This window comes from Candidatus Peribacteraceae bacterium (assembly GCA_041661065.1).
Classification (GTDB): domain Bacteria; phylum Patescibacteriota; class Gracilibacteria; order Peribacterales; family Peribacteraceae; genus CAIKAD01.
The window spans coordinates 326,176-346,157 of the sequence record JBAZVD010000001.1 but is presented as its reverse complement, the minus strand read 5'-3'; the positions used below and the strand labels follow the sequence as shown (position 1 = coordinate 346,157).

Genomic DNA, 19,982 nt, shown 5'->3' with positions numbered 1-19,982 from the left:
GCGGACGAAGGAGGAAGCTACGTCCCGATCGTGTAGACTATATCGCATGGATGACCATGACGCCATCATACAAAACATCCTCCAACGCAACGCGCGCGTGGAGCTGGAAAAGGCTTGGGAAGTGAGTTGGACAAGACGCCTTACCATCGGGTTTCTCACGTACATCGTCGCCTCGTGCTTCTTGTGGCAACTGGGAATCGCGCTCCCCTTCCTCCAGGCGCTCGTCCCCACGGGCGGCTACGTCCTGTCCACGCTATCTCTCCCTTGGATCAAAAAAGCCTGGATGAATAACAATTGAGAGTGGATGGTTGGCGCGCCGCGGGGGGTGAAGGGGAAGGCCCTGTTTCGAAATGGCAGCCGACGAGTCAGCCCCGAAACCTTGGAGGGGCTGACGAGGAGGCACAGGGCCAGGTGGAGGGGGGTTCGGCGCGCCGGCGTTTTGGCTCCACCTTTTCCGCCGGGAAAAGGTGGAAAACCATATAGTAGGGAAACTCTCAAAACGGCGACACATACACCGCCCTCTTCCCCAGCTCTTCCTCTATCCGGAGGAGCTCGTTGTACTTGCACACGCGGTCCGTTCGGGAGAGGGAGCCGGTCTTAATCTGTCCCGTCTGGAGCCCCACGGCGAGGTGCGCGATGAAGGTATCCTCCGTCTCGCCGCTGCGGTGGCTCACCACCGTTTTCCAGCCGGAGCGGTGCGTGAACTGGATGGCGTCCACGGTCTCGCTCACGGTCCCGATCTGGTTCAGCTTGATGAGGACCGCGTTCGCCGCATTCTTCTCCACCCCTTCCTTAATGCGCTCCACGTTGGTCACGAACAGGTCATCCCCCACCAGCTGGAGCTTTGGCTGCTTGGCATGGAGCTGCACGAACCCCTCCCAATCGTCCTCGCTGTGGCTGTCTTCGATGCTCACAATGGGCCAGCGGTTCACGAGGCCGTCGTAATGCGTCACCAGGTCAATGGAGGAGAACCCGTGCCCGTCCACGGTGTAGATGCCGTCCTTGTGGAATTCGGAGGCCGCCGCATCAATGCCCAGCTTGACCAATACGCCGTACCCCGCCGTCTCGATGGCCCTCATGAGGAAGGAGAACGCATCGTCGCTCTTCCCCATATGGGGCGCGAACCCCCCCTCATCCCCCACGGACGTGGAGAATCCCGCCTCCGCGAGGAGTTTCTTGAGCGTCATGAAGACTTCATCGCCCGCACGCAAAGCGTCGCTGAACTTGGAGAAACCCGTGGGGATGATCATGCATTCCTGGAAGCTGAGCCCGGAATCGGCGTGTTTGCCCCCGTTGATCACGTTCATCATAGGGACCGGGAGCTTCACCTCCTTCCCCAGCGCCACGCCGTACTGGTCCGCAAGGGACTGCCACAGCGGCTTCTTTTCGCTTGCGGCCCGCGCGCGGCACACGGCCATGGAAACGCCGAGGATGGCGTTGGCGCCGAGCTTGGACTTGTTGGGCGTGCCGTCCAATCCACGGAGCTTCTCATCCAACCCCCTCTGATTGGCTGCGTCCGCGCCCTTGAACACACCGGCAATGGTCTGGTTGACGTTCAGTACGGCCCGCAACACCGATTTGCCGCCATAGACCTTGGGATCCCCGTCCCGCAGTTCCAACGCTTCGTGGGTTCCTGTGGAAGCGCCGGAGGGCACCGCTGCGCGGCCGAAGGAGCCGTCGGAGAGCACACAATCGACCTCCACGGTGGGGGTGCCGCGAGAATCGAGGATTTGGCGCGCGGCAAGAGTGGAGATGGTGGGCATGGAGGCATCATATCACGATCGACCGCCGCCGTGCCGCTCTCCTATGCAGCGTCCCCGCATAGAGGCCAAACATGGTCACCGCCAGCAGGTCCAGACCCAACCCCGCGGAAGGCAGCCGCGGCGGCTTGGAGGAGGAAGACGCCATTGCAATGGGAGGCCGTGCACTGCTCGAGGTTGCCACCGGGAGGGAAGACGACGTCCCCACCGAAGAACTCCCCTCGGAACCGCTACCGCCCGGGGAGGAGGCCGCTCCCGTCACATCCCACCAACTGCCCCGCCACAGCGCGGCCGCAAGCCTCCCCGACCCGTCCATGGTCCGCTCACTCACGGTGGAGAGCAGAAGGAATGGCAGGAAGAGGAAAGCGAGGAGTGTGAGCCTGGTCTCGCGCCTGCGGATGACGTGCAGGATGAAGAGTGCCAGGAGAAGGAAGGAAACGGCGACACCGGGCAGCGTCCAGGCGAACAAGTACCCGCGCAGCACGCTCCCCGCCGACGGAACGCGCAGGGAGATCATCTGCAGCAGCAGCCAAAAGATAGCCATGGTTGCGGGCGCAAAATGCAGGAAGCGGAAGGCGTAGTCCGCACGGTTGCGCCTGAGGAACGGGTAGAGCGCGACGGGGTACGCCAGCGTGAGGAAGAGCATGATCAACCACGGCACAATCCCCTGCGGGAGCGGAGGCAGCGTCGGCAGCAGGATCCCCGTGACCACGATTGCGATGCCGAGTGTGAACACCAGGAGGGTTTCCGTGAGGTGTTTCAGAGGCATAGGAGGCACATTCTCGACGTGATGTTCATGCCTGTCAAATCCCTTCCGTGGGGGGGAGGATGCCGAAGAGTCCGACGATACCGACGATCGGCTGGACAGGAACATTGGGGATATTCCTGACATTCCTCGGAATCCTTGGAATCGTCGGAATCCTCTTCAAATTGTCTAGTTTTATAGACATGCTTCCAGCACTCCCACTCTTAGGATCTCTTCCTCCCCGGCAAATACTTCTCCCGCGGGTCACTGAAGCGCTGGGAGGGCAGTACCTGGTAGTTCCGTGCGTGGAATTGGCGGATTTGGAACGCGATGTAGACGAGTAGGGACAAACCCCACAGCACCCAGAGGAACCGCATGGCCAGGAATTGGATTTTTTCCACGCGGGAAACCACAAGAATCAAGCCGATGATGCCGAACCAGAAGGATGTGGCCGACCAAGACCTGCTCAAGCGTTTGGTGGCGGGACTCTGCAACCCCGCCCTCCACGAGCGGATGGTGATCGCCAGCACCAAGAGCACCAACGACAAGGCGAGGAAGGTGAGCATGGAGGTGCTTCCGTACGTCGCATTGCCGGGGTTCGGATAGAAGATGTAGAGGAGGAGGGGTTGGAGGTTCGGCATGGGAGGGAGGGAACCGGAGGGAAAGGGTACAAGAGGGAACGGACCCTGTCACTCTCCCTTCTCCTTGCGTGCGGGTGCGGGCTGCGGCTCCACCTCTTTCGGGGAAGGGAGGAGCGAACGCACCATCTCCTCCAGTTCCCGCTCGCGCACCGTCCGTGCCGGACGGATGAGGAGGTAGAGGAAGAACCCCACGACGGGGAGGATGGTGACGAGGAGGATGGAAAGCGCTTGGTAAAGGAAGGAACGGCTGCGCAGGAGGATATCGCGCGTGGTGTAGCAGATGAGGTACACGGCTACGCTCCCCGCGCCGAGCAGGAGGAGCTGCAGGAAACGCGCCGTAGGATCAGCCGAAAGGACGGAGAGGAAGAGCTGCATAAGGGAGGAGAACGGTTAGAGGTAGGGATACCGGCGCCGGTGGTCCACGACGTAAACGATGGCCCCCAGCAGCGCCAGGATTGCCATGAGCTGGCTGAAGCGCAGCTCGTAGGTTTCCAGGTCCAGGAACGGACGCAACAGCATGTAGCCCAGCGCGGCGATGGAGAGCGCCCCCTCGTAGAGGAAGAGGACGTTCTTCCGCAGCTTGCTCCCCACCGCCGCCATGGCGCCCAGGCTGAGGAAGAGGCCGGCGAGGAGAATAAAATCGATCTTGGTGGCGAAGACGAGGATGGGGATATCGCCCCGGTAGTACTCGAGAAAGAACGTGCCGAGCGTGCCGATGACGATCCCCACCAGCGTCTCGGTGCCCACGCGCTTCGCTTTCTTGCGCACCACAAGCAGGAGGAAGGTGAGAAGGAAGTAGAAGAGCGCGTAGTAGAGCTGCACGGGATGGATGGGGACGGCGTACCGGACGTTCATGGCGTCGTACGTCACGCCCCAGAACGCGTCCGTGGGATGGCCGTAGGCGTGTCCGGAGAAGAAATCCCCCAGCCAGGAGAACACGAAGCCGAAGGTTGTGGCGGGCACCAGCGCATCCAGCCACTGCAGGTACGTGGAACGATGCCCCCGCGTGAGAAAGGCCAGCACGATGGCGATGCCGATGGCGCCTCCCAGGAAACTGAATCCCCCGTCCCAGAAGACGAAGACGCGCAAAGGTTCCTTGAAGTACACCTTGTACTCGTCGATGATCGCCGCGATGCGGCCGCCAAGGGCGAACGCCAGGATGTACTGCACGCTGTTCTCGCGGAAGTGCTGGAGCGATAAGTTGGCGCTGTTGGCCAGCCGCAGCAGGAATTCCGTTGCCAACCACACCCCGAGGAGCGTGAAACCCAGGCGCGACCAGAAGATGAACGGCCCGAACTCGAAGGCTTGAAACATCGGGGAGAGGATATCAGGGAACGAAGCGGGATGAAATCTGTTGATGGCCTAGGACAATGCAAAATGCAAAATTGAAAATGCAAAATGAGGAAGGCTGTATACCTCATCATTTTGCATTTTGCATTTCAAATTTCTCATGAGCCAATAGACGCCTTCAACCTCCTCCCCCTCACATCCTCCACCGTCTTGGAGAGGAATTCCTCCGCGGGGACGGTCACTTGCTTCTTCGTCTCCACGTTCCGCACGGCGACGGAGGTTCCCTCGATCTCCTTATCCCCCATCACCAGGAGGTACGGGATCTTCTGGCTCTCCCCTTCCCGGATCCTCTTCCCCAGCGAATCCTCCGGCCCCATGTACAGCACGCGCAGCCCCGCCGCCTTGAGGGTTGCCTCCAGAGTGCGCGCATACTCTTCATGCGGCGTCATCACGGGAAGGAGTGCCACCTGCACGGGGGCGAGCCAGAGCGGGAAGAGCCCTGCGAACTGCTCGATGAGGAAGCCGATGAGCCGCTCATGCGTGCTCAGGGGAGCGCGGTGGATGCAGATGGGCGTCTTCTCCTTGCCGTCTTTGTCGGTGTACTTCAGTCCCAGTTTACCGGGGACGTCAAAATCCACTTGGTTGGTGGCCAGGGTGAACTCGCGGCCGATGGCGCTCCACACCTCCACGTCGATCTTGGGGCCGTAGAAGGCCGCCTCGTTGGGCACTTCCACATAGGCGATCCCCGATTTCTTCATGGCGGAGCGGACCATGTCCTCCGTCTTCTCCCAGAGTTCCGGCGCATTGACGTACTTCTTCCCCAGCTCCTTGGGATCGTGGAGCGAGAGACGCATGGTGTACTTTTTGATGTCGAAGAGCTCGAAGTACAGGAGGTACATCTTCAGCACGGCGTTGAACTCCTCCTCGAACTGCTCCTCGGTGCAGTAGATGTGCGCGTCGTTCATGGTGAGGGAGCGCACGCGCATAAGGCCGAAGAGCGCCCCGGACCCCTCGTAGCGGTAGCAATGCCCGTACTCGGCAAGGCGCATGGGGAGCTCGCGGTAGCTGCGCGTCTTGGCACCGAATATCTGGTGGTGGTGCGGGCAATTCATGGGCTTGAGGTAGTACTCCCCCTCGTCGTCCCCCAGCTTCATGGGCGGAAACATGGTTTCCTTATAGTGCGAAAGGTGCCCCGTCTTCTCGTACAGAGCCCCCTTGGCTATGTGAGGTGTGCGCACCCGCAGGTATCCCCCCGCCTCTTCCGTCTCGCGCGCCAGCTGTTCCACCGCGTCTGCGATCACCGTGCCCTTGGGTGTCCACAGCGGCAACCCGGGCCCCACGTCCTCCGAGAAGAGGAAGAGGTCCAGTTCCTTCCCCAGCTTGCGGTGGTCGCGCCTCTTGGCCTCCTCCAGCATCTTGAGGTGAGCCTCCAGCTCCTCTTTGGACGGGAACACCGCCAGGTAGATGCGCGTGAGCTGCTGGCGCTTCTCGTCTCCGCGCCAGTATGCGCCCGCAAGGCTCATGACCTTGAAGGCGTCCCGAGGGATTTCCTTGAGGTTGGCCACGTGGCCTCCGCGGCACAGGTCCACGAACGTTTCCTCCCCTTTCTTGTTCAGGTTCACGAAATGCGTCACCTCCGTTGCGCCTTCCTTCTCCAAATCCTCGATCAACTCCACCTTGAACGGCTGCGCGCGCAAGCTCCAGAACTTCTTGGCCTCCTCGGGCGTGAGCGTGTCGCACCGGAAGGTCTGGCCTTCCTTGATGATCTTCTTCATCTCCGCCTCGATCTTGGGAAGGTCTTCCTCCGTTATGGGCTTTGTGAAGAGGAAATCGTAGTATGCGCCCATGTCGATCGGCGGCCCGATGGCAATCTGCGTTTCGGGAAACAGCCGCTGCACGGCCTGAGCCAGTACATGCGCAACGCTATGGCGGATCTTGTAGAGGTCATCGACCGGCGGTTGGGCTTTCTGATCGGACATGGGACAAAGGGTAACAGAAGAGCATTGTCTCCGCCACGGAAGGGGGGTGGCGCGCCGTGGGGGGTGAAGGGGAAGGCCCTGTTTCGAAATGGCAGCCGACGAGTCAGCCCCGAAACCTTGGAGGGGCTGACGAGGAGGCACAGGGCCAGGTGGAGGGGGGTTCGGCGCGCCGGCGTTTTGGCTCCACCTTTTCCGCCGGGAAAAGGTGGAAAGATCTTCATCGGGGCACTCTCCATCCAATCTTCATACCAACCCCGCCTCCTGTTCTATGGCACGCACCTCCCGCAACAGTTGGGGATCGTTCTGCAGCTTTTGGTCGATCTTCTCGCAGGCATTCATGACGGTGGTGTGGTCGCGGTTGCTGAAGATATCGCCCAGGCGAACGTAGCTCATGAGCAGATGCTTCTTGCCCAAAAACATGGCGATCTGGCGCGGAATGAGAATCTCGCGCACGCGGGACTGGCCGATCATGTCCTGCACCGACACGGAGTAGTAACGGCTCACCGCCTCCAGAAGGTCTTGGAACGTAGCCTTGCGCTTCTCCGGCGTTTCGAACCCCACGGGCACCTCCTCGGCGTAGGGGTCCTTGTTCAGCTTCCGCATGATCTCCGCGATGCTCCGCACCGTGGGCATGCGCTGCTCCAGCTCGTAGAGCGCCACGGCCTGCATGAGGATGCCTTCCAGTTCGCGGACGTTGCGCGTGGCGTGTTCCGCGATGAACTGGAGCACGGTCATGTCCAGGAAGATTTCGTACTCGGCCGCCTTCTCCGCCAAAATGGCGAGGCGCGTCTCGTAATCTGGGACGGAGATATCGGCGATCATGCCGCGCTCGAAGCGGGAGATGAGGCGGTCCTCCAATTGGAGTTCCTGCGGCGCGCGGTCGGCGGAGATGATCACCTGCTTGCGGTCCTCGTAGAGCGCGTTGAAGGTGTGGAAGAACTCCTCCATGGTCCGCTCCTTGTTGGCCAGGAACTGCACGTCGTCGATGATGAGGACGTCCACCAGGCGGTAGCGGCGGCGCAGCGTTTCCATCTTCTGGTGCTGGATGGCCTCGATCACCTGGTTGGTGAAGTCCTCGGACGTGGTGTAGACCACCGCCGCCTTGGGCATTTGGCGCAGGATGGCGTTCCCCGTGCCCTGCAGCAGGTGCGTCTTCCCCAGCCCCACGCCGCCGTAGAGGAAGAGCGGGTTGTACTTGCCGCCCGGTTGCGCGGCCACCGCCTGGCACGCCGCGTGGGCGAGGCGGCTGTTGGACCCCACCACGAAATGCTCCAGCGTGTAGCGGGGATTGAGCACCTTGCTCACGATGCCCTCCGCCAGCTTCACTTCTTGCCGGCCCGGGAGCTTGCGCCGCCTCTGCTCGGGGAAGAGCTGGAGGATATCGATGGAGCGTTCCGGGTTGTCCTTCAGCCCCACATCCACCTTGTACACGATCTGCCGGATGTTGGGGTCGATCTCCTGGGCGATCTGCAGCGTGAGGGGCCGATAGTGCTCCATGTGCCAATTGAGGAACATGGGGAGCGGCAAGCCGATCACGAGGTTGCCCTCCTCATACCCCAGAACGGCGGTGTCCTTGAACCAGGTGATGAACTGGCTGCGCTGGAGCTGGGAGGAAAATTTCTTGAGGATAGCCACCCACAGTTCTCGAAGCGCGGGGTCGACGGCAGAAGCCGGTGCAGGAGGGGCTGCGATGGGCACAGGAGGATTCAGAAGAGCTTGATGATGTCGTTGTACGTGATGATGAGGATGAGGCCGATGAGGACCAGGAAGCCCACCAGGTTCGTGGTGACCTCGAACTTGCGGTTCGCCGGCCTGCGCCGGATGAGTTCCGCGAGGACGAACACCAGGCGGCCGCCGTCGAGCGCCGGGAGCGGCAGGATATTGAGCACGGCCAGGCTCAAGCTGAGGATGGCGACGAGGCGCAGGTACGTCATGAAACCGTCCTGGACCGACATATGCGTGAGTTCCGCGATCCCCACGATTCCCGTGACTCCTTCGGGCACGCTGCCGCGGGAGAAGAGGGAGACCACCAGTTGCTTCATGCCCAGGATGGTCTGCACCGTCATGATGTGCGCCTCACGGAGGGAGTAGTAGGCGGCGGAGAGCGGCGAGCGGATGGGGGCGGAAAGCTCCCGCGGGAACGGACGGAGCATGACCCCGGTGATGCCATCCTCCCCTATGGGAAGCGTGATGGTCTGCTCCTGGTCCAGCGCCTCGCCCGCGAGGAGCGTGTACGTCACTTCCCTCCTCCCCTTCTGGATGGCGGACACTTCGCCGGGCGAGGTGATCGGCTGGCCGTTGACGTGCGTGAGGATGCTGGGGACGGACACCCCGGCGGCCTGGGCTGTTCCTTCGGGCACCAATTCATCAATGAGCACGGCCGGCACCATGTGCACCTCCCCCCGCGCCGCCGCGGCCTGCAGGCCTTCGTAATCCAGGTACGTGGGGATCCACCTCCCCACCGAGAACCCGATGGTGAAGAGGAGCATGGCGAAGAGGAAGTTCATGGCCACGCCCGCCGTGAGGATGACGATGCGCGCGGGGATGGACGCCGCCGAAAAACTCCCCCGCACATGCCGGTCCGATTCCCTCTCCAAATTCTCCCCCTTGAGCCGCACGAACCCCCCGAACGGGATCCAGTTGAGCGTGAATTTCGTCCCCTTCCACACGAAGAGGTGCATGGCCTTCGGCGGCAGCCCGAAGCCGAATTCTTCCACAACCACGCCCGCTTCCTTCGCGGCGAAGAAGTGCCCGAGCTCGTGAATGATGACGAGGACGGAGAGGAGGATGAGGAATGCGACGGCGGAGATGAACAAGGTCATGGATCGGGATGCTACAGCCTTGGTGGAAAACTAAAAAGTTATCCACATCGTTATTGGGTTGCGCTGATAGTGGAATGAGGAGGTGGTAGAACTAGCCATCAATCCTTCGCCACCACCCACCCCTCCACGAACGACGCACCCGCTTCCTTCAGCGCTTTTGCGCACGCATCCATGGTGGCCCCCGTGGTGCAGATATCATCAACCAGAATGACGGACGGGGGCACCGGTCCCCCTCTTCGCACCCGGAAGGCATTCTCCATCGCGCCCAGCCTATCCCCCCTGCTCCGCCCCACCTGCGAGCCGGTCGCGCGCTTGCGCTGAAGAAGATCGCTGAACGTGAGGCCGAGCTTTTCCGCGACGCAGCGCGCCAGGAGTTCCGCCTGGTTGAATCCTCTCCTAAAACGGCGCGACCAATGGAGAGGGACGGGAGTGATGTGAGGATGCTGCCGAAGGGAAAACCGGTCCGACACGGACGCGAGAAACGCGGAAAGTTCCTGCACCATGGCGCGCGTCCCGCGGTACTTGAGTGTGTGGACCGCCTTCCGCACCAGGGGAACTTTTCGGTAATCGGCGGCGGCCACCAGGCGGTCGAGGGAGAGGAACCCCTGCCGCCGCAACTGCTCCGTTTCGAGGACCACGGGATCGGCCTTCAGCTGCGCCCGTTCTTCTTCCGTGATCCACTCCCCTTCCGTTCCGGTGAGGGAGCGGCGGGGAAAGAGGAAGTCGAGGAGGGTTTGGAACATAGTCCTTCAGCTTACTCCTTCCCAACTTCTTGGAGTATTGGTACCGTATGTCGGCTCCAGGGCAATTAGCTCCCACCTTCGTCCCGCCTTGCGGGACTACGGCGGGCAGGCAGCTTCCAGCTTCGCTTTGGAAGCTATGAGAGCATCGAAGGAACTTCTCTTTTACATCACGGGCAATTAGCTCAGCTGGTTAGAGCGCCACATTGACATTGTGGAGGTCACTGGTTCGAATCCAGTATTGCCCACCAACCTTCGCGCAGCGGATGTTACCAACCGTTGTCCCGAGGTCGAAAGCGGGTTTTCGTGCTATTGGATCGCTGCGTCTACGGTTGGCAGGCCATTACGTTCGAAGGCTTACTGTCCATCTGCCTTTCAAACATCATCAAGCTTCGTCCACCAATGAGGATGCTCCTCTGCGGAGAAGCTTCGCGTGGCACGCCATCCAAAATCACATTGCTCCCACCGCGAAATTTTGCCTGCTCCTACAAAGCTGCGCAGGACATTGACTGTTATATAATTGAGTGTTATCTTAATAATGAGCCATCTTTCACGATGGCGCGTGTTCTTTTCAATCATCACACCCTATAAATGCAAGCTACAGGCTTGAAGCGGCTGATCAAGGCCATTTCCAGCCTGTAGTTTCCCCTGCTGGCTTTCTCCGCGTCCATACCTTTGGACGACCAGCGCCACCTTGCGTCGGTGGTACTCACAGTGAGCGGAGCACAGTTCCTATTCGCCGCGCTGCGGCAAAGGAGTTCCCATGAAGACGCGTGACGAACTGGTGACAATGGTCGCCTCCAAGTCGCACGAGCGGTGGAGGGCCGATTACTTGGCCAAGAATCCGGGGAAGCCCCGGATCAAGGAGACCAAGGATCCGGCGTTTCACGCCCGTGGCATTGGAGAGGTGGACATCTCCGCACTGGCCTACGCCGATCTGCCGACCGACTGGCAAGCTGAGAACAAGGCGAATGCTGAGGTTGTCGTGGATTATCTCCTCAACGCGGTCGCCGCCAGCCAGCCGCTCGACTCCAACTTCGTGGAAGCCGCCTCGGCGGTCGCCCACGAGAAGTGGCTCGAACGGAATGGCGCGGATGCGTCCGAACACCAGAAGCCGCCCTACGCACAGCTCAGCGAGGACGAAAAGGAGAAGGATCGCTTCTCCGTTCGCGCTGCGGTCGAAGCGTACCAGTCGTAATCAAGGATGTGATGGGTAGCCGCAAGGCGAAAGACCACAATCGGGGGGTGTGTATCAATCGTGATACCACCTCCCGAACCCTTTGGCGTGTCCTTGAACTACGTCCATTTTCATTTCCCCAAAGCGGATTTTCATTCGTCTTTCCTACGATGTTTTGAAAGCGCTATTGACGATTTGAGAAAAGGTTTAATGTATACAATATTTGTGTGAATATGCAACTTTTTGGGTAAGAAAAAAGTCGGTTTTTCTGCTAGAATTATAGGATTTGAACACACAAACTCTTCCCACACCGCTCCTGGCATGGGAGGCCCCCTCCCTGCCCTCTCCCCAACGTTCCGCCCGGTGGTACCTCATCGCGGGAATCCTCGTGATGGTAGGCGCAACGTACGGGATCCTGACCCATACCTGGAGCTTCACCCTGGCCGTCGTCCTCCTCGGCGGCATCTACTTTCTCCTCCGCAATGCCCGTCCCGCACTCCACCGCATCGGCATGGACGAACACGGCTTCCAGTACGATGACACGTTCACGGAATGGAAGGACTGCGCGGACTTTTGGCTCGTGCGCCTGCCCACGCATACCGAACTCCGCATCCTCCGCAAAGCGGGATGGAACCGCGAGACGGTCATTCAGACCGGCTCCGTGGACCCGGTACTCATCCGCAACACCCTGTCGCCGTTCTTGCGTGAACGCAAAAACCAGAAGGAACGCCTCCTCGACTATCTCATCCGCATCTTCAAGCTCTGACGATGACGCGCTACGTCACCATCGTCGGCACGCAGGTCTTCGGCTCCCCCGAGCGGGAGAAGCGGGAGCTGCGGTTTGCGGATGACGAACGCAAGAGGAAGGACCTGGAGAGGCAAGGATTGCTTCCCAAGAACGGGGATGATGGGAGCAGGAAGATTGAGGAGATAGCGGCTTCCATGCGCCTGCGCAGCCAAGTCGCCGTCCCCCAGCTTTCGCTGGGCATGGAGAAAGCCATCCTCGAGAACGGCCCCCTGCTGGCCACGCTCGCAATGGAATCGAACGCGGATCTTGAACGCAAGATGATCGGCCTGGCGGAGCGCCGCGGCACCCTGCTGCAATCGCAAACACCCAACACACCGGAAACCTGGACGGCCACGGATCGCCAGGACCTGGTGCGGGAACTCCTCGGCGCGCCGGAGACGACGCTCGACCTCGCGCAAGCCGTGCAGAAGAAGATCGAACGCTACGATGAGCACGTCCATCTAGTGGAAGACCGCATGAAGCGCGTATTCCAAATCCCGCAGGGCACCCTTCCCATCGAGCGATTTGCACAGGCAGTGGAAGGCATGACCGTGGACCGAGCCCTGGTGGAGGAGAAGCTTGGGCTCACTCCCCTCCCTCCCGACGCCCCGCGTGCGCAGCGGAAAGACCGTGAACAATTGGTGCATATGGTCATCGAGGCTCTGGACGAACACTACAAGCGGAAGACGTACGAACTGCGCGGGCGCCCGGAACAGGAAGAGGAAGGCCCCTGGCATACGCGTTACTACGGGATACTCACGGAGAGCTTGGATACGCTCCAGGAGCACCTGCGTGGCCAATTGGTCACAAAGGCGGAAGACGCCGCACTGCAACTGGACAAGGAGTGGGAGGGATTCGTGGAAACACTCGGCCTTTCGGAGAACGAGCGGACGGGTGAAGAGATGGGCAAAGAGGCGGAACGCCGCGCCCGCGAGAAGTACGGCACATCCGGCATCACCATACTGGACGAATTCGCCAGGCGGGCCGTGGAGATCGACGACATACGGAACCTTCCCGCCGTAACAGAAACGGAGGAGTTCCTCGGCATCACCGTGCCGAGCGCGCTGCAGAAGTTCCGCTTGTGGGAGAAGGAACAAGCCGTCCCCCCCCGCAAGAAGCAGCACTCTGCGGAAACAACCGCGGAACACCCGGCGGAAACGCCCGAACTGACGTGGGCGCACCGGACGGGATCCAAGATTGACGCGCTCTTGAGCCTGCAAGGGCGGGAACGGGAAGATCTGGAACGTTTTGCAGTGCAATTCCTGGGGGAGGACGGCATGGAAGACCTTCAGGCCATCCGCGGCCTTCTCCGCCCCTATGCGGAGACGAAGGGCGAGAAGGACGCCCTCATCCGCCTACGCGATTCCCATGCGGAACACTGGAAAGTGGAACGCCTCTACCTTGAACGCGGACACCTGGTCACTACCCTGCTCACTACCCTGGAACAGAGGGACCAAACGCTCGCTTCTTCCATGGAAGAAGAGCGCAGGGCGTCCATGGAATCGCAGCAAAAGGCGCCGTACACGGGAGAGCAAGTCGCCGAAATCCAACGCGGCATGCGCAGGCGCTTGGAGGCCGTCATTCCGGAGCTCCTCTCCGCCGTTAAAGACCATCCCATCAGCGATGCATTGAACCTCCCCGAACTCCTTGCCTGCAAGAAAACGGAAACAGAAAGCCATCTGCTGGGTGCCGCGAGCGGCGCGGAAGGGAACCCCCGGGAATACATCCGCCGCGCGGAACGGGAGCTGGTGCGATTGGAACAGGCCAAGCAAATGCTGCGGGAAGTGTCGGAAGAGAAGATGGTGGAAGCGAGCGGATTCCCCGCGGAGTGGGGAAACGGTTACTACGACCGCTCCCACGGGACGGTGTACGTCCGCAAGGGCATCATGGAGACGGAGCGCAAGCACGTATGGCGGCACGAGAGCGCACATGCGATTGTGGATATTCTCACGCGCCGCGCCCAAGTGTTCCCCTTCCTCCTCGCCGATGCCTACGGCAAATTGGAGCAGAGCGCTGCACGTAAACAAAAGTCATTTACGGAACTCCTGGAACGCCTGGCGCAGCACTACGGTATCGCACAGCAGGAAGAGACAATCCGAACCGCAGCGGGACGCAGTTTCCCCAACGATGAACGCGCGGCCGCCCGGTATGCCAAGAAACTGCGTCAAGACGCATTGATGGACGAACTGCTCACGCGATACGCCCTGTGGGCGCAAGACCGCCACCCCCTTGGCGCCAAAGCACTTGAAGAGGAACGCATTGAGCGTGAGGCATTCCAAATGATCGAGAGTGAATTGGAGCCGGGAACGCTCCCCACCCCCATGAACATCGAAGGCGGTCTGGAACTGAAAATGTTCCAGGGCGCTTCCGGTGTGGGTGTGGATGAGGTAGACGGTGAGGAGGTGGAGCAGACGGACATCGAACAGACATTCGAGAGCGCCAGGGATTCCGAACCTCCCAACCTGAAGCAGATGCTCGTAGATATCGAGCGCATGTTGCAGGTGATCGGTTCCTTCATCAATGCGTACGGTACAAATCCGGATTTCGCGGATATCGTTCCCATCCTGCAGCAACGTCATCGGGAATTCAGAGAACTCTACGAACAAGCCCGCATCACGCTGCTCGGAAAGAACCCCGCTATTCCCGAACCGGAGAAGGATGAGCGTTTCATCAGGGCATTGCATGCGTTCAAGGATGAGGTTGATAGTGTCATTAAACAGGTCAAGGCTGCGGACAGCGAAATGCTGGAGAAATCGTCCATGGCATCCCCCAAGAAACATGCGGGTTTCTGGGGCCGCATACGCTTCATGAGTCTCCTCGATCTCCACAAATTCTGGAAGGATTCGGTTGAAGATGTGAAGACCATCTGGGGCCGCAACCAGCAGCGCCTCCTGCAGGATTTCGGCAACCTAGTGCACGAAGCCACCTACCACATGAAAGGCATCCCCATCGTGGGGCCTCGCTATCTGGAACGCCTCAAGGGGTATCACATCCGCCGCTACTCCGGTGCGGAAGTGGAATCGGTGGGCAAATGGAAGGACGCACTGAAGAACGAGGACAGCCACCGGCTCCTCGATATCCTCGGCAGCACCCAGAACAAGGACCAGGCAAAGGGGATCTTTGAGCTGCTCACCGAACGCGGGGAAATGAATTGGGATGACGAAAACGCTTGGAGAACACTCATGAAGTTCTCCGGATACGAGATGCTCAAAGAGGCGTGTTCGCGGGACGACATCCTTCGCGACGTGTGGTTGCGCCGCATGATATCCAAGATCTGGAACGACAAAGAGCTCTACTACAACTGGCGCAATGCCAACGACTCCAACACGGAATCTCACAAGAAGAAGTACATCCCCATCGTGGACCAGTTCAGCAACGTCCAAAACGGATTGGCAGGAAACCTGGAGAAGCAGCTGAAGCTGTACATTCTGTGGAAAGCCGACCCCAAACATCCCCCTTTCCCGGAAGACGTAAAGCCGCACCTGTATGAACAGCTCCTCGAATACTGCATCAAGAACGGGAAGATGAGCATGGAACAGAAGATGTACTACCTCGTACAGGGCGTCTCTGAAGGAATCCTCTCCATCGAACGCCTGCGCGCTCTGGCGGGCCAGCATGGCGGCATCATCAATACGTTCCCTTTCATTGATTATTTTTACCAGAAGAACAACACGCTCCCGGAGATCGGCCGCATAGCAAAAAAACTTCGGGAAAAGGGAACGTCTGACAATCCCGATGCGCCGTATAAGCCCGGCATCAAAACCACCTTGTGGCTTCACTTTGAAGTGTCCCGTGAGGAATCGGTCCGCGCACGTTTGAGCAAAGGCTCCGCGCGTTCCGCCGAAGGCATTGACCACGAGGATATCCCCTTCCTGGTCACACAAATGGACTACAAGGAAATGAGCAACATGGCCAAGGTCATCTCCGGTGAACGCCAGAAGGTGACGCCGGAAGGCTGGAAGAACGCCTACGTGGGGTTCAATTCCAAATTCAAGATCTTCGGCATGCTCGCCAGGATGGAGCAGGAGGGTAAGGGGAACGACCGTTTCACCGGTGCGGACGCGCGCATGCTCGCACAAAACCTGGGAGCCTATATCTTTATGGATAACATCCTCACGTTGAATGGCTCCCCCGAGCGCGGCTCCCCCCCCTCCCTCAGTGAATATCAATTCACTACTCCCTCCCCATCGGGAATCGGCGGCACAGTAACGAGAGATTACCGGAACAAGATGATTGAGTTCCTCCAAGCACTGGACAACGCGGGGCTCATGGATAAGATTGATTGGAATAAAGTCAAAGTGCAAAAGAATGCAATGCTCTCGCTCGAAACGGGAAAGTTTAAGAGAAATGAACAGGAGGTCGTGGAAAAAGTTTGCAAAGAAAACACGTTCATCGTGTTCGTGCGGCAACTGGAACGTGTCATCCTGGAAAACCCAGAAATATTCAAACAGGTGCTTGCTGCACAATCGGATAACTTCCTCAACGAGGGGGGAAGCGAGAAACTAACGTACAAAAAAGTTCTGGAGGTAAGCAGTGAACGCGAAATGGCACGGGATGTCGGCATCCCCAACACCCCCCTTCCTGAGCCTGTTCCCGGCTCCCAAGCCACCCACTGATGACCCTCGCTCGTGCGGAGGAGACACGGTATGCTTTTTCCATGCGCGTCTCCATTCAGCGTGTCGACCCCACCCTCCCCTTACCTACGTACCACACCCCCGGCGCCGTGGGCTTTGACCTTCTCACGCGGGAGACGACGGTGATTGAGGCGGGGAAAATGGGATTGGTCCCGGGGAACGTGATCATCAAGGTGCCGGAGGGCTACGCCCTCCTCGTCCTCCCCCGCTCCTCCCTCCCCCGCAAAAAGGGCCTTATCTGCCCCCACAGCCTGGGGGTGATTGATTGCGACTACCACGGCCCAAAGGACGAGATCTTCGTGCAGGTGCAGAACGTGACGGATAAGCCTGTCACTGTGGAGCGGGGCGAACGGATAGCGCAGGGATTGTTCGTCAAAGTGGAGAAGGCTGTTTGGGAAGAAGTCGATGGCCACGGTGCGGAGACCCGGGGGGGATTCGGGTCGACGGGGACGCATGTGTAGGTTTGTTGTGTGTGTTCCTCTCCCTCTCCCCTGACCCCTCTCCCGGAGGGAGAGGGGTATGTTTATGTTCTGTAGTTGTTATTCCTTCGAGGACATATGCCGAAGAAACAAACACAAACATCCCCCTCCCCCTTTGGGGGAGGGGCTAGGGGAGAGGGAGACAACAAACAATTACTTGCTGAGCGGCTTCCTCATGAACGCCGGGACTTCCAGTTCTTCCTCATTCAGATGCGGAGAAGCGGACTTCACGTTGGGGTCCATCATGGGAGGAGAACGCAGGTCGCGCTCGTTTGTCGTGGCGGGGCGCGAGAACGTCGCCTTCATGAGCCGCTGCGCGGGGTTGGCCGCCGCGGGCGTGATGATGTTCTCCTTCTCGCTGAAGCCCGTGGCCACCACCGTCACTTTCACCTGGCCCGTAAACTGCTCGTCGATCACCGCACCGAAGATGATGTTCGCCTCGGGAGCGGACGCTTCGGTGATGATGCGCGCGGCCTCGTCCACCTCGAACATGCTCAGGTCAGTGCCGCCCGTGATGTTGAAGAGGATGCCCATGGCGCCGTGGATGCTGGTTTCCAGCAAGGGGCTGTCGATGGCGGCGCGCGCGGCCTCCGCGGCGCGGCTGTCTCCCGTGCCATAACCGATGCCCATGAGTGCCGTACCGGCGTCTTGCATGATGGCCTTCACGTCCGCGAAGTCCACGTTCACGAGGCCGTGCACCGTAATGATGCTGGATATGCCCTCAATGGCGTGCTTGAGCACCTCGTCCACCACCTGGAACGCCTCCACGAGGGGCGTGGTTTTATCGATGAGGGAAAGGATTTTGTCGTTGGGGATGGTGATGAGGGTATCCACCTTGCCCTTGAGCAGGTCCAGAGCCTCCTCCGCTTGCTTCTTGCGCTTGAACCCCTCGAAACTGAAGGGTTTGGTGACCACGGCGACCGTTAGGATGCCCATGCTGCGGGCTGCCTCGGCGATGATGGGCGTGCTGCCGCTCCCCGTGCCTCCGCCCAGCCCCGAGGTGATGAAGAGCATGTCCGTGCCCTCCAGCGCGTCCTTGATCTCCTCCAGGCTCTCCTCGGCGGCTTTCTTGCCGATGTCCGGGTTGGCGCCGGCGCCGAGCCCCTTGGTGGTCCCCCGCCCGATGGTGATCTTGCGGTCGGCTGGATTATGGTACAGGGCTTGTACGTCGGTGTTCACCGCGATGAATTCCACACCCTGCACTTTCTCGTGGATCATGCGGGAAACGGCGTTGCCGCCGGACCCTCCCGCACCCAGGACGCGGATCACCGCTCCGGGAAGGGCATCGGGGCGCACTTCACGCGCGCTGGTGTCATCTTGCGCGGAACTGCCGGCGCTTCCGCTACCGCTGACGGTGGGGGGTGTCGCCTGTGGCCGGGGGCCGAAGATGGAACGGAACGTGTCGGACATGGGAGGGAGGGAATGAAGGTACAGGAGGAAGGAAACCGGTGTAGGGACGCCCCGCCGGGGCGTCGTAGGAAACTATTCAGGGAAAGAGCGATTTGAGCCAGGAACTCACTTGTTTGACGGCACGTTTCATCTGGAAGGGATTGCGGCTGCCCAGGTGTTCCTCCTCGCGCATGCCCCACACCAGTGTGCCCAGAGCGGTGGCATAAGCGGGGTCATCCACCTTTTCGATCACGCCGCCGATATCCACCGGAAAACCCATTTGCACGGGCAATCCCAGCACGTCGCGGGCGAGGTCCAGCACGCCCGGAGCCTTGACCGCCCCTCCCGTGAGCAGGGCGCCCGCGGGCAGCATGCCGCTGCGGCCGATGCGCTGGAGCTCGTTCTTGATGAGGGTGAAGATCTCGTAATAGCGGGCCTGCATGATCTCGGCCATGTACTTCTTGCTCACCGTCTGCGTATCCACCTTGGAAACAGTGGAAAGGTCGATCATCTCGCGTTCGCTCATTTCGCCGGGGAGCACGGAACCGAACTCGATTTTGATCTTCTCCGCCGTATCAATGGAGGTGCGCAGCCCGATCGCGATGTCGCTCGTCACGCTCTCGCCCCCCACGGGCAGGGAGCAGGAGTGGAGGATGGTCCCCTCTTCGAAGATGGCCACGCTGGTGCACCCCGCACCCACGTCTATCACCAGCACGCCCAGTTCCTTCTGGCGCTTGGTGAGCGTGGCTTCCGCGGCGGCGATGGTGGAGGGGACGAGGGCGTCGATATCCACGCCCGCCTGGTCGATGCACTTCTCGATGTTCTTCACGTGCTGCACGTGGCCCGTGACGATGTGCGCTTCCACCTCCAAGCGGATCCCCGTCATGCCCAGGGGGTTCTTGATGGCGCGCTGCTCATCCACGGCGTACGCCTTGGGCTCGATGTGCAGGATGCGGCGGTTGGCGGGGATGGAGATGGCCTGCGCCGCGTCCAACACGCGCGCGATATCCTCCACGGTGATCTCCGACCCGGAGATGGCGATCACTCCCCTGCTGTCGAAGCTCTCGATGTGGGAGCCGCTCATGCCCACGCACACGTGGTTCACGGGGACGCCGGCCATGCGCTCCGCGTCCTCCAAGGAGGAGATGATGTTGTGGATGAGTTCCTCCACATCGATCACGTGCCCCTTGCGCATGCCCAGGGACGGGGAAAGGCCCACGCCGATCACATTGGGAATGCGATGGTCGGCGTCGGCGCCGTCCACGACGGCGATGACGGTGCGGATCTTAGCGCTCCCTATGTCGAGACTCGCTAGGACGCGTTCCTTTGACATACAAGCAGGGGGTAAACGACCGGCGGAAGAGGGCGAAGTCGCAAAAGAAAACGGAAGGAAGTCTAACGGGGCTTGGATGAGCCACGCAAGAGGCCTATGAATATCTTTCGTGTTCAGAAATCCGCTACCTGATCACATTTTCTACCCAGGTATTTTGTGTACACACAGGGATGAACCACAAAAGTTACTCAATGAATATACCCCTG

16 protein-coding genes and 1 tRNA gene are annotated in these 19,982 nt (G+C 60.1%); 6 read left to right on the top strand and 11 right to left on the bottom strand.

Annotation, left to right across the window (positions count from 1 at the left end; genetic code table 11):
• The first annotated feature begins 46 nt into the window (after positions 1 to 46).
• Positions 47 to 298, top strand: coding sequence for a hypothetical protein (locus WC698_01540; protein MFA6038929.1), 252 nt, complete (start codon positions 47 to 49; stop codon positions 296 to 298).
• Positions 299 to 494: 196 nt separating this feature from the next.
• On the opposite strand, the gene eno is transcribed toward WC698_01540, so the two are convergent.
• The 9 genes from eno to WC698_01495 form a co-directional block, all read right to left on the bottom strand.
• The gene (gene eno / locus WC698_01535; protein MFA6038928.1) at positions 495 to 1,763 is read right to left on the bottom strand and encodes a phosphopyruvate hydratase; all 1,269 of its coding nucleotides are present in this window, start codon (positions 1,761 to 1,763) and stop codon (positions 495 to 497) included.
• A 7-nt stretch (positions 1,764 to 1,770) separates the two neighbouring features.
• Entirely contained in the window at positions 1,771 to 2,529 is a 759-nt protein-coding gene (locus WC698_01530; protein ID MFA6038927.1) for a hypothetical protein, read from the bottom strand.
• A gap of 200 nt (positions 2,530 to 2,729) precedes the next feature.
• Positions 2,730 to 3,146 carry a hypothetical protein gene (locus WC698_01525; protein ID MFA6038926.1) on the bottom strand — a complete coding sequence of 139 codons (417 nt, stop codon included), beginning with the start codon at positions 3,144 to 3,146 and terminating at the stop codon, positions 2,730 to 2,732.
• Between the two features lie 48 nt (positions 3,147 to 3,194).
• Positions 3,195 to 3,521, bottom strand: coding sequence for a PLD nuclease N-terminal domain-containing protein (locus tag WC698_01520; protein MFA6038925.1), 327 nt, complete (start codon positions 3,519 to 3,521; stop codon positions 3,195 to 3,197).
• A 15-nt stretch (positions 3,522 to 3,536) separates the two neighbouring features.
• Complete coding sequence (locus tag WC698_01515) at positions 3,537 to 4,460, bottom strand: prolipoprotein diacylglyceryl transferase family protein (protein MFA6038924.1); 924 nt, start codon at positions 4,458 to 4,460, stop codon at positions 3,537 to 3,539.
• A 134-nt stretch (positions 4,461 to 4,594) separates the two neighbouring features.
• The gene (gene thrS / locus WC698_01510; GenBank protein ID MFA6038923.1) at positions 4,595 to 6,415 is read right to left on the bottom strand and encodes a threonine--tRNA ligase; all 1,821 of its coding nucleotides are present in this window, start codon (positions 6,413 to 6,415) and stop codon (positions 4,595 to 4,597) included.
• A gap of 243 nt (positions 6,416 to 6,658) precedes the next feature.
• Positions 6,659 to 8,113, bottom strand: a complete 1,455-nt coding sequence (gene dnaA, locus WC698_01505) for a chromosomal replication initiator protein DnaA (GenBank protein MFA6038922.1) — start codon at positions 8,111 to 8,113, stop codon at positions 6,659 to 6,661.
• An 8-nt stretch (positions 8,114 to 8,121) separates the two neighbouring features.
• On the bottom strand, positions 8,122 to 9,237 hold the full coding sequence (locus WC698_01500) for a M50 family metallopeptidase (protein ID MFA6038921.1): 1,116 nt from the start codon (positions 9,235 to 9,237) through the stop codon (positions 8,122 to 8,124).
• Between the two features lie 98 nt (positions 9,238 to 9,335).
• Positions 9,336 to 9,980: a ComF family protein gene (locus tag WC698_01495; GenBank protein MFA6038920.1), complete on the bottom strand. Its 645-nt coding sequence runs from the start codon at positions 9,978 to 9,980 to the stop codon at positions 9,336 to 9,338.
• A gap of 171 nt (positions 9,981 to 10,151) precedes the next feature.
• Between WC698_01495 and WC698_01490 the strand changes: the two genes are divergently transcribed.
• The 5 genes from WC698_01490 (at position 10,152) to dut (ending at position 17,036) form a co-directional block, all read left to right on the top strand.
• Positions 10,152 to 10,228, top strand: a tRNA-Val gene (locus WC698_01490).
• Positions 10,229 to 10,740: 512 nt separating this feature from the next.
• Complete coding sequence (locus WC698_01485) at positions 10,741 to 11,175, top strand: hypothetical protein (protein ID MFA6038919.1); 435 nt, start codon at positions 10,741 to 10,743, stop codon at positions 11,173 to 11,175.
• Between the two features lie 265 nt (positions 11,176 to 11,440).
• Positions 11,441 to 11,920, top strand: coding sequence for a hypothetical protein (locus tag WC698_01480; protein ID MFA6038918.1), 480 nt, complete (start codon positions 11,441 to 11,443; stop codon positions 11,918 to 11,920).
• Between the two features lie 2 nt (positions 11,921 to 11,922).
• Complete coding sequence (locus tag WC698_01475; protein ID MFA6038917.1) at positions 11,923 to 16,557, top strand: hypothetical protein; 4,635 nt, start codon at positions 11,923 to 11,925, stop codon at positions 16,555 to 16,557.
• A 41-nt stretch (positions 16,558 to 16,598) separates the two neighbouring features.
• Entirely contained in the window at positions 16,599 to 17,036 is a 438-nt protein-coding gene (gene dut / locus WC698_01470) for a dUTP diphosphatase (GenBank protein ID MFA6038916.1), read from the top strand.
• A gap of 171 nt (positions 17,037 to 17,207) precedes the next feature.
• Here the strand turns inward: dut and ftsZ are convergent, their stop codons facing one another.
• Together ftsZ and ftsA are read right to left on the bottom strand one after the other, a co-directional pair.
• Positions 17,208 to 18,464: a cell division protein FtsZ gene (ftsZ, locus tag WC698_01465; GenBank protein ID MFA6038915.1), complete on the bottom strand. Its 1,257-nt coding sequence runs from the start codon at positions 18,462 to 18,464 to the stop codon at positions 17,208 to 17,210.
• A 76-nt stretch (positions 18,465 to 18,540) separates the two neighbouring features.
• Complete coding sequence (gene ftsA, locus WC698_01460; GenBank protein MFA6038914.1) at positions 18,541 to 19,776, bottom strand: cell division protein FtsA; 1,236 nt, start codon at positions 19,774 to 19,776, stop codon at positions 18,541 to 18,543.
• Positions 19,777 to 19,982 lie beyond the last annotated feature (206 nt).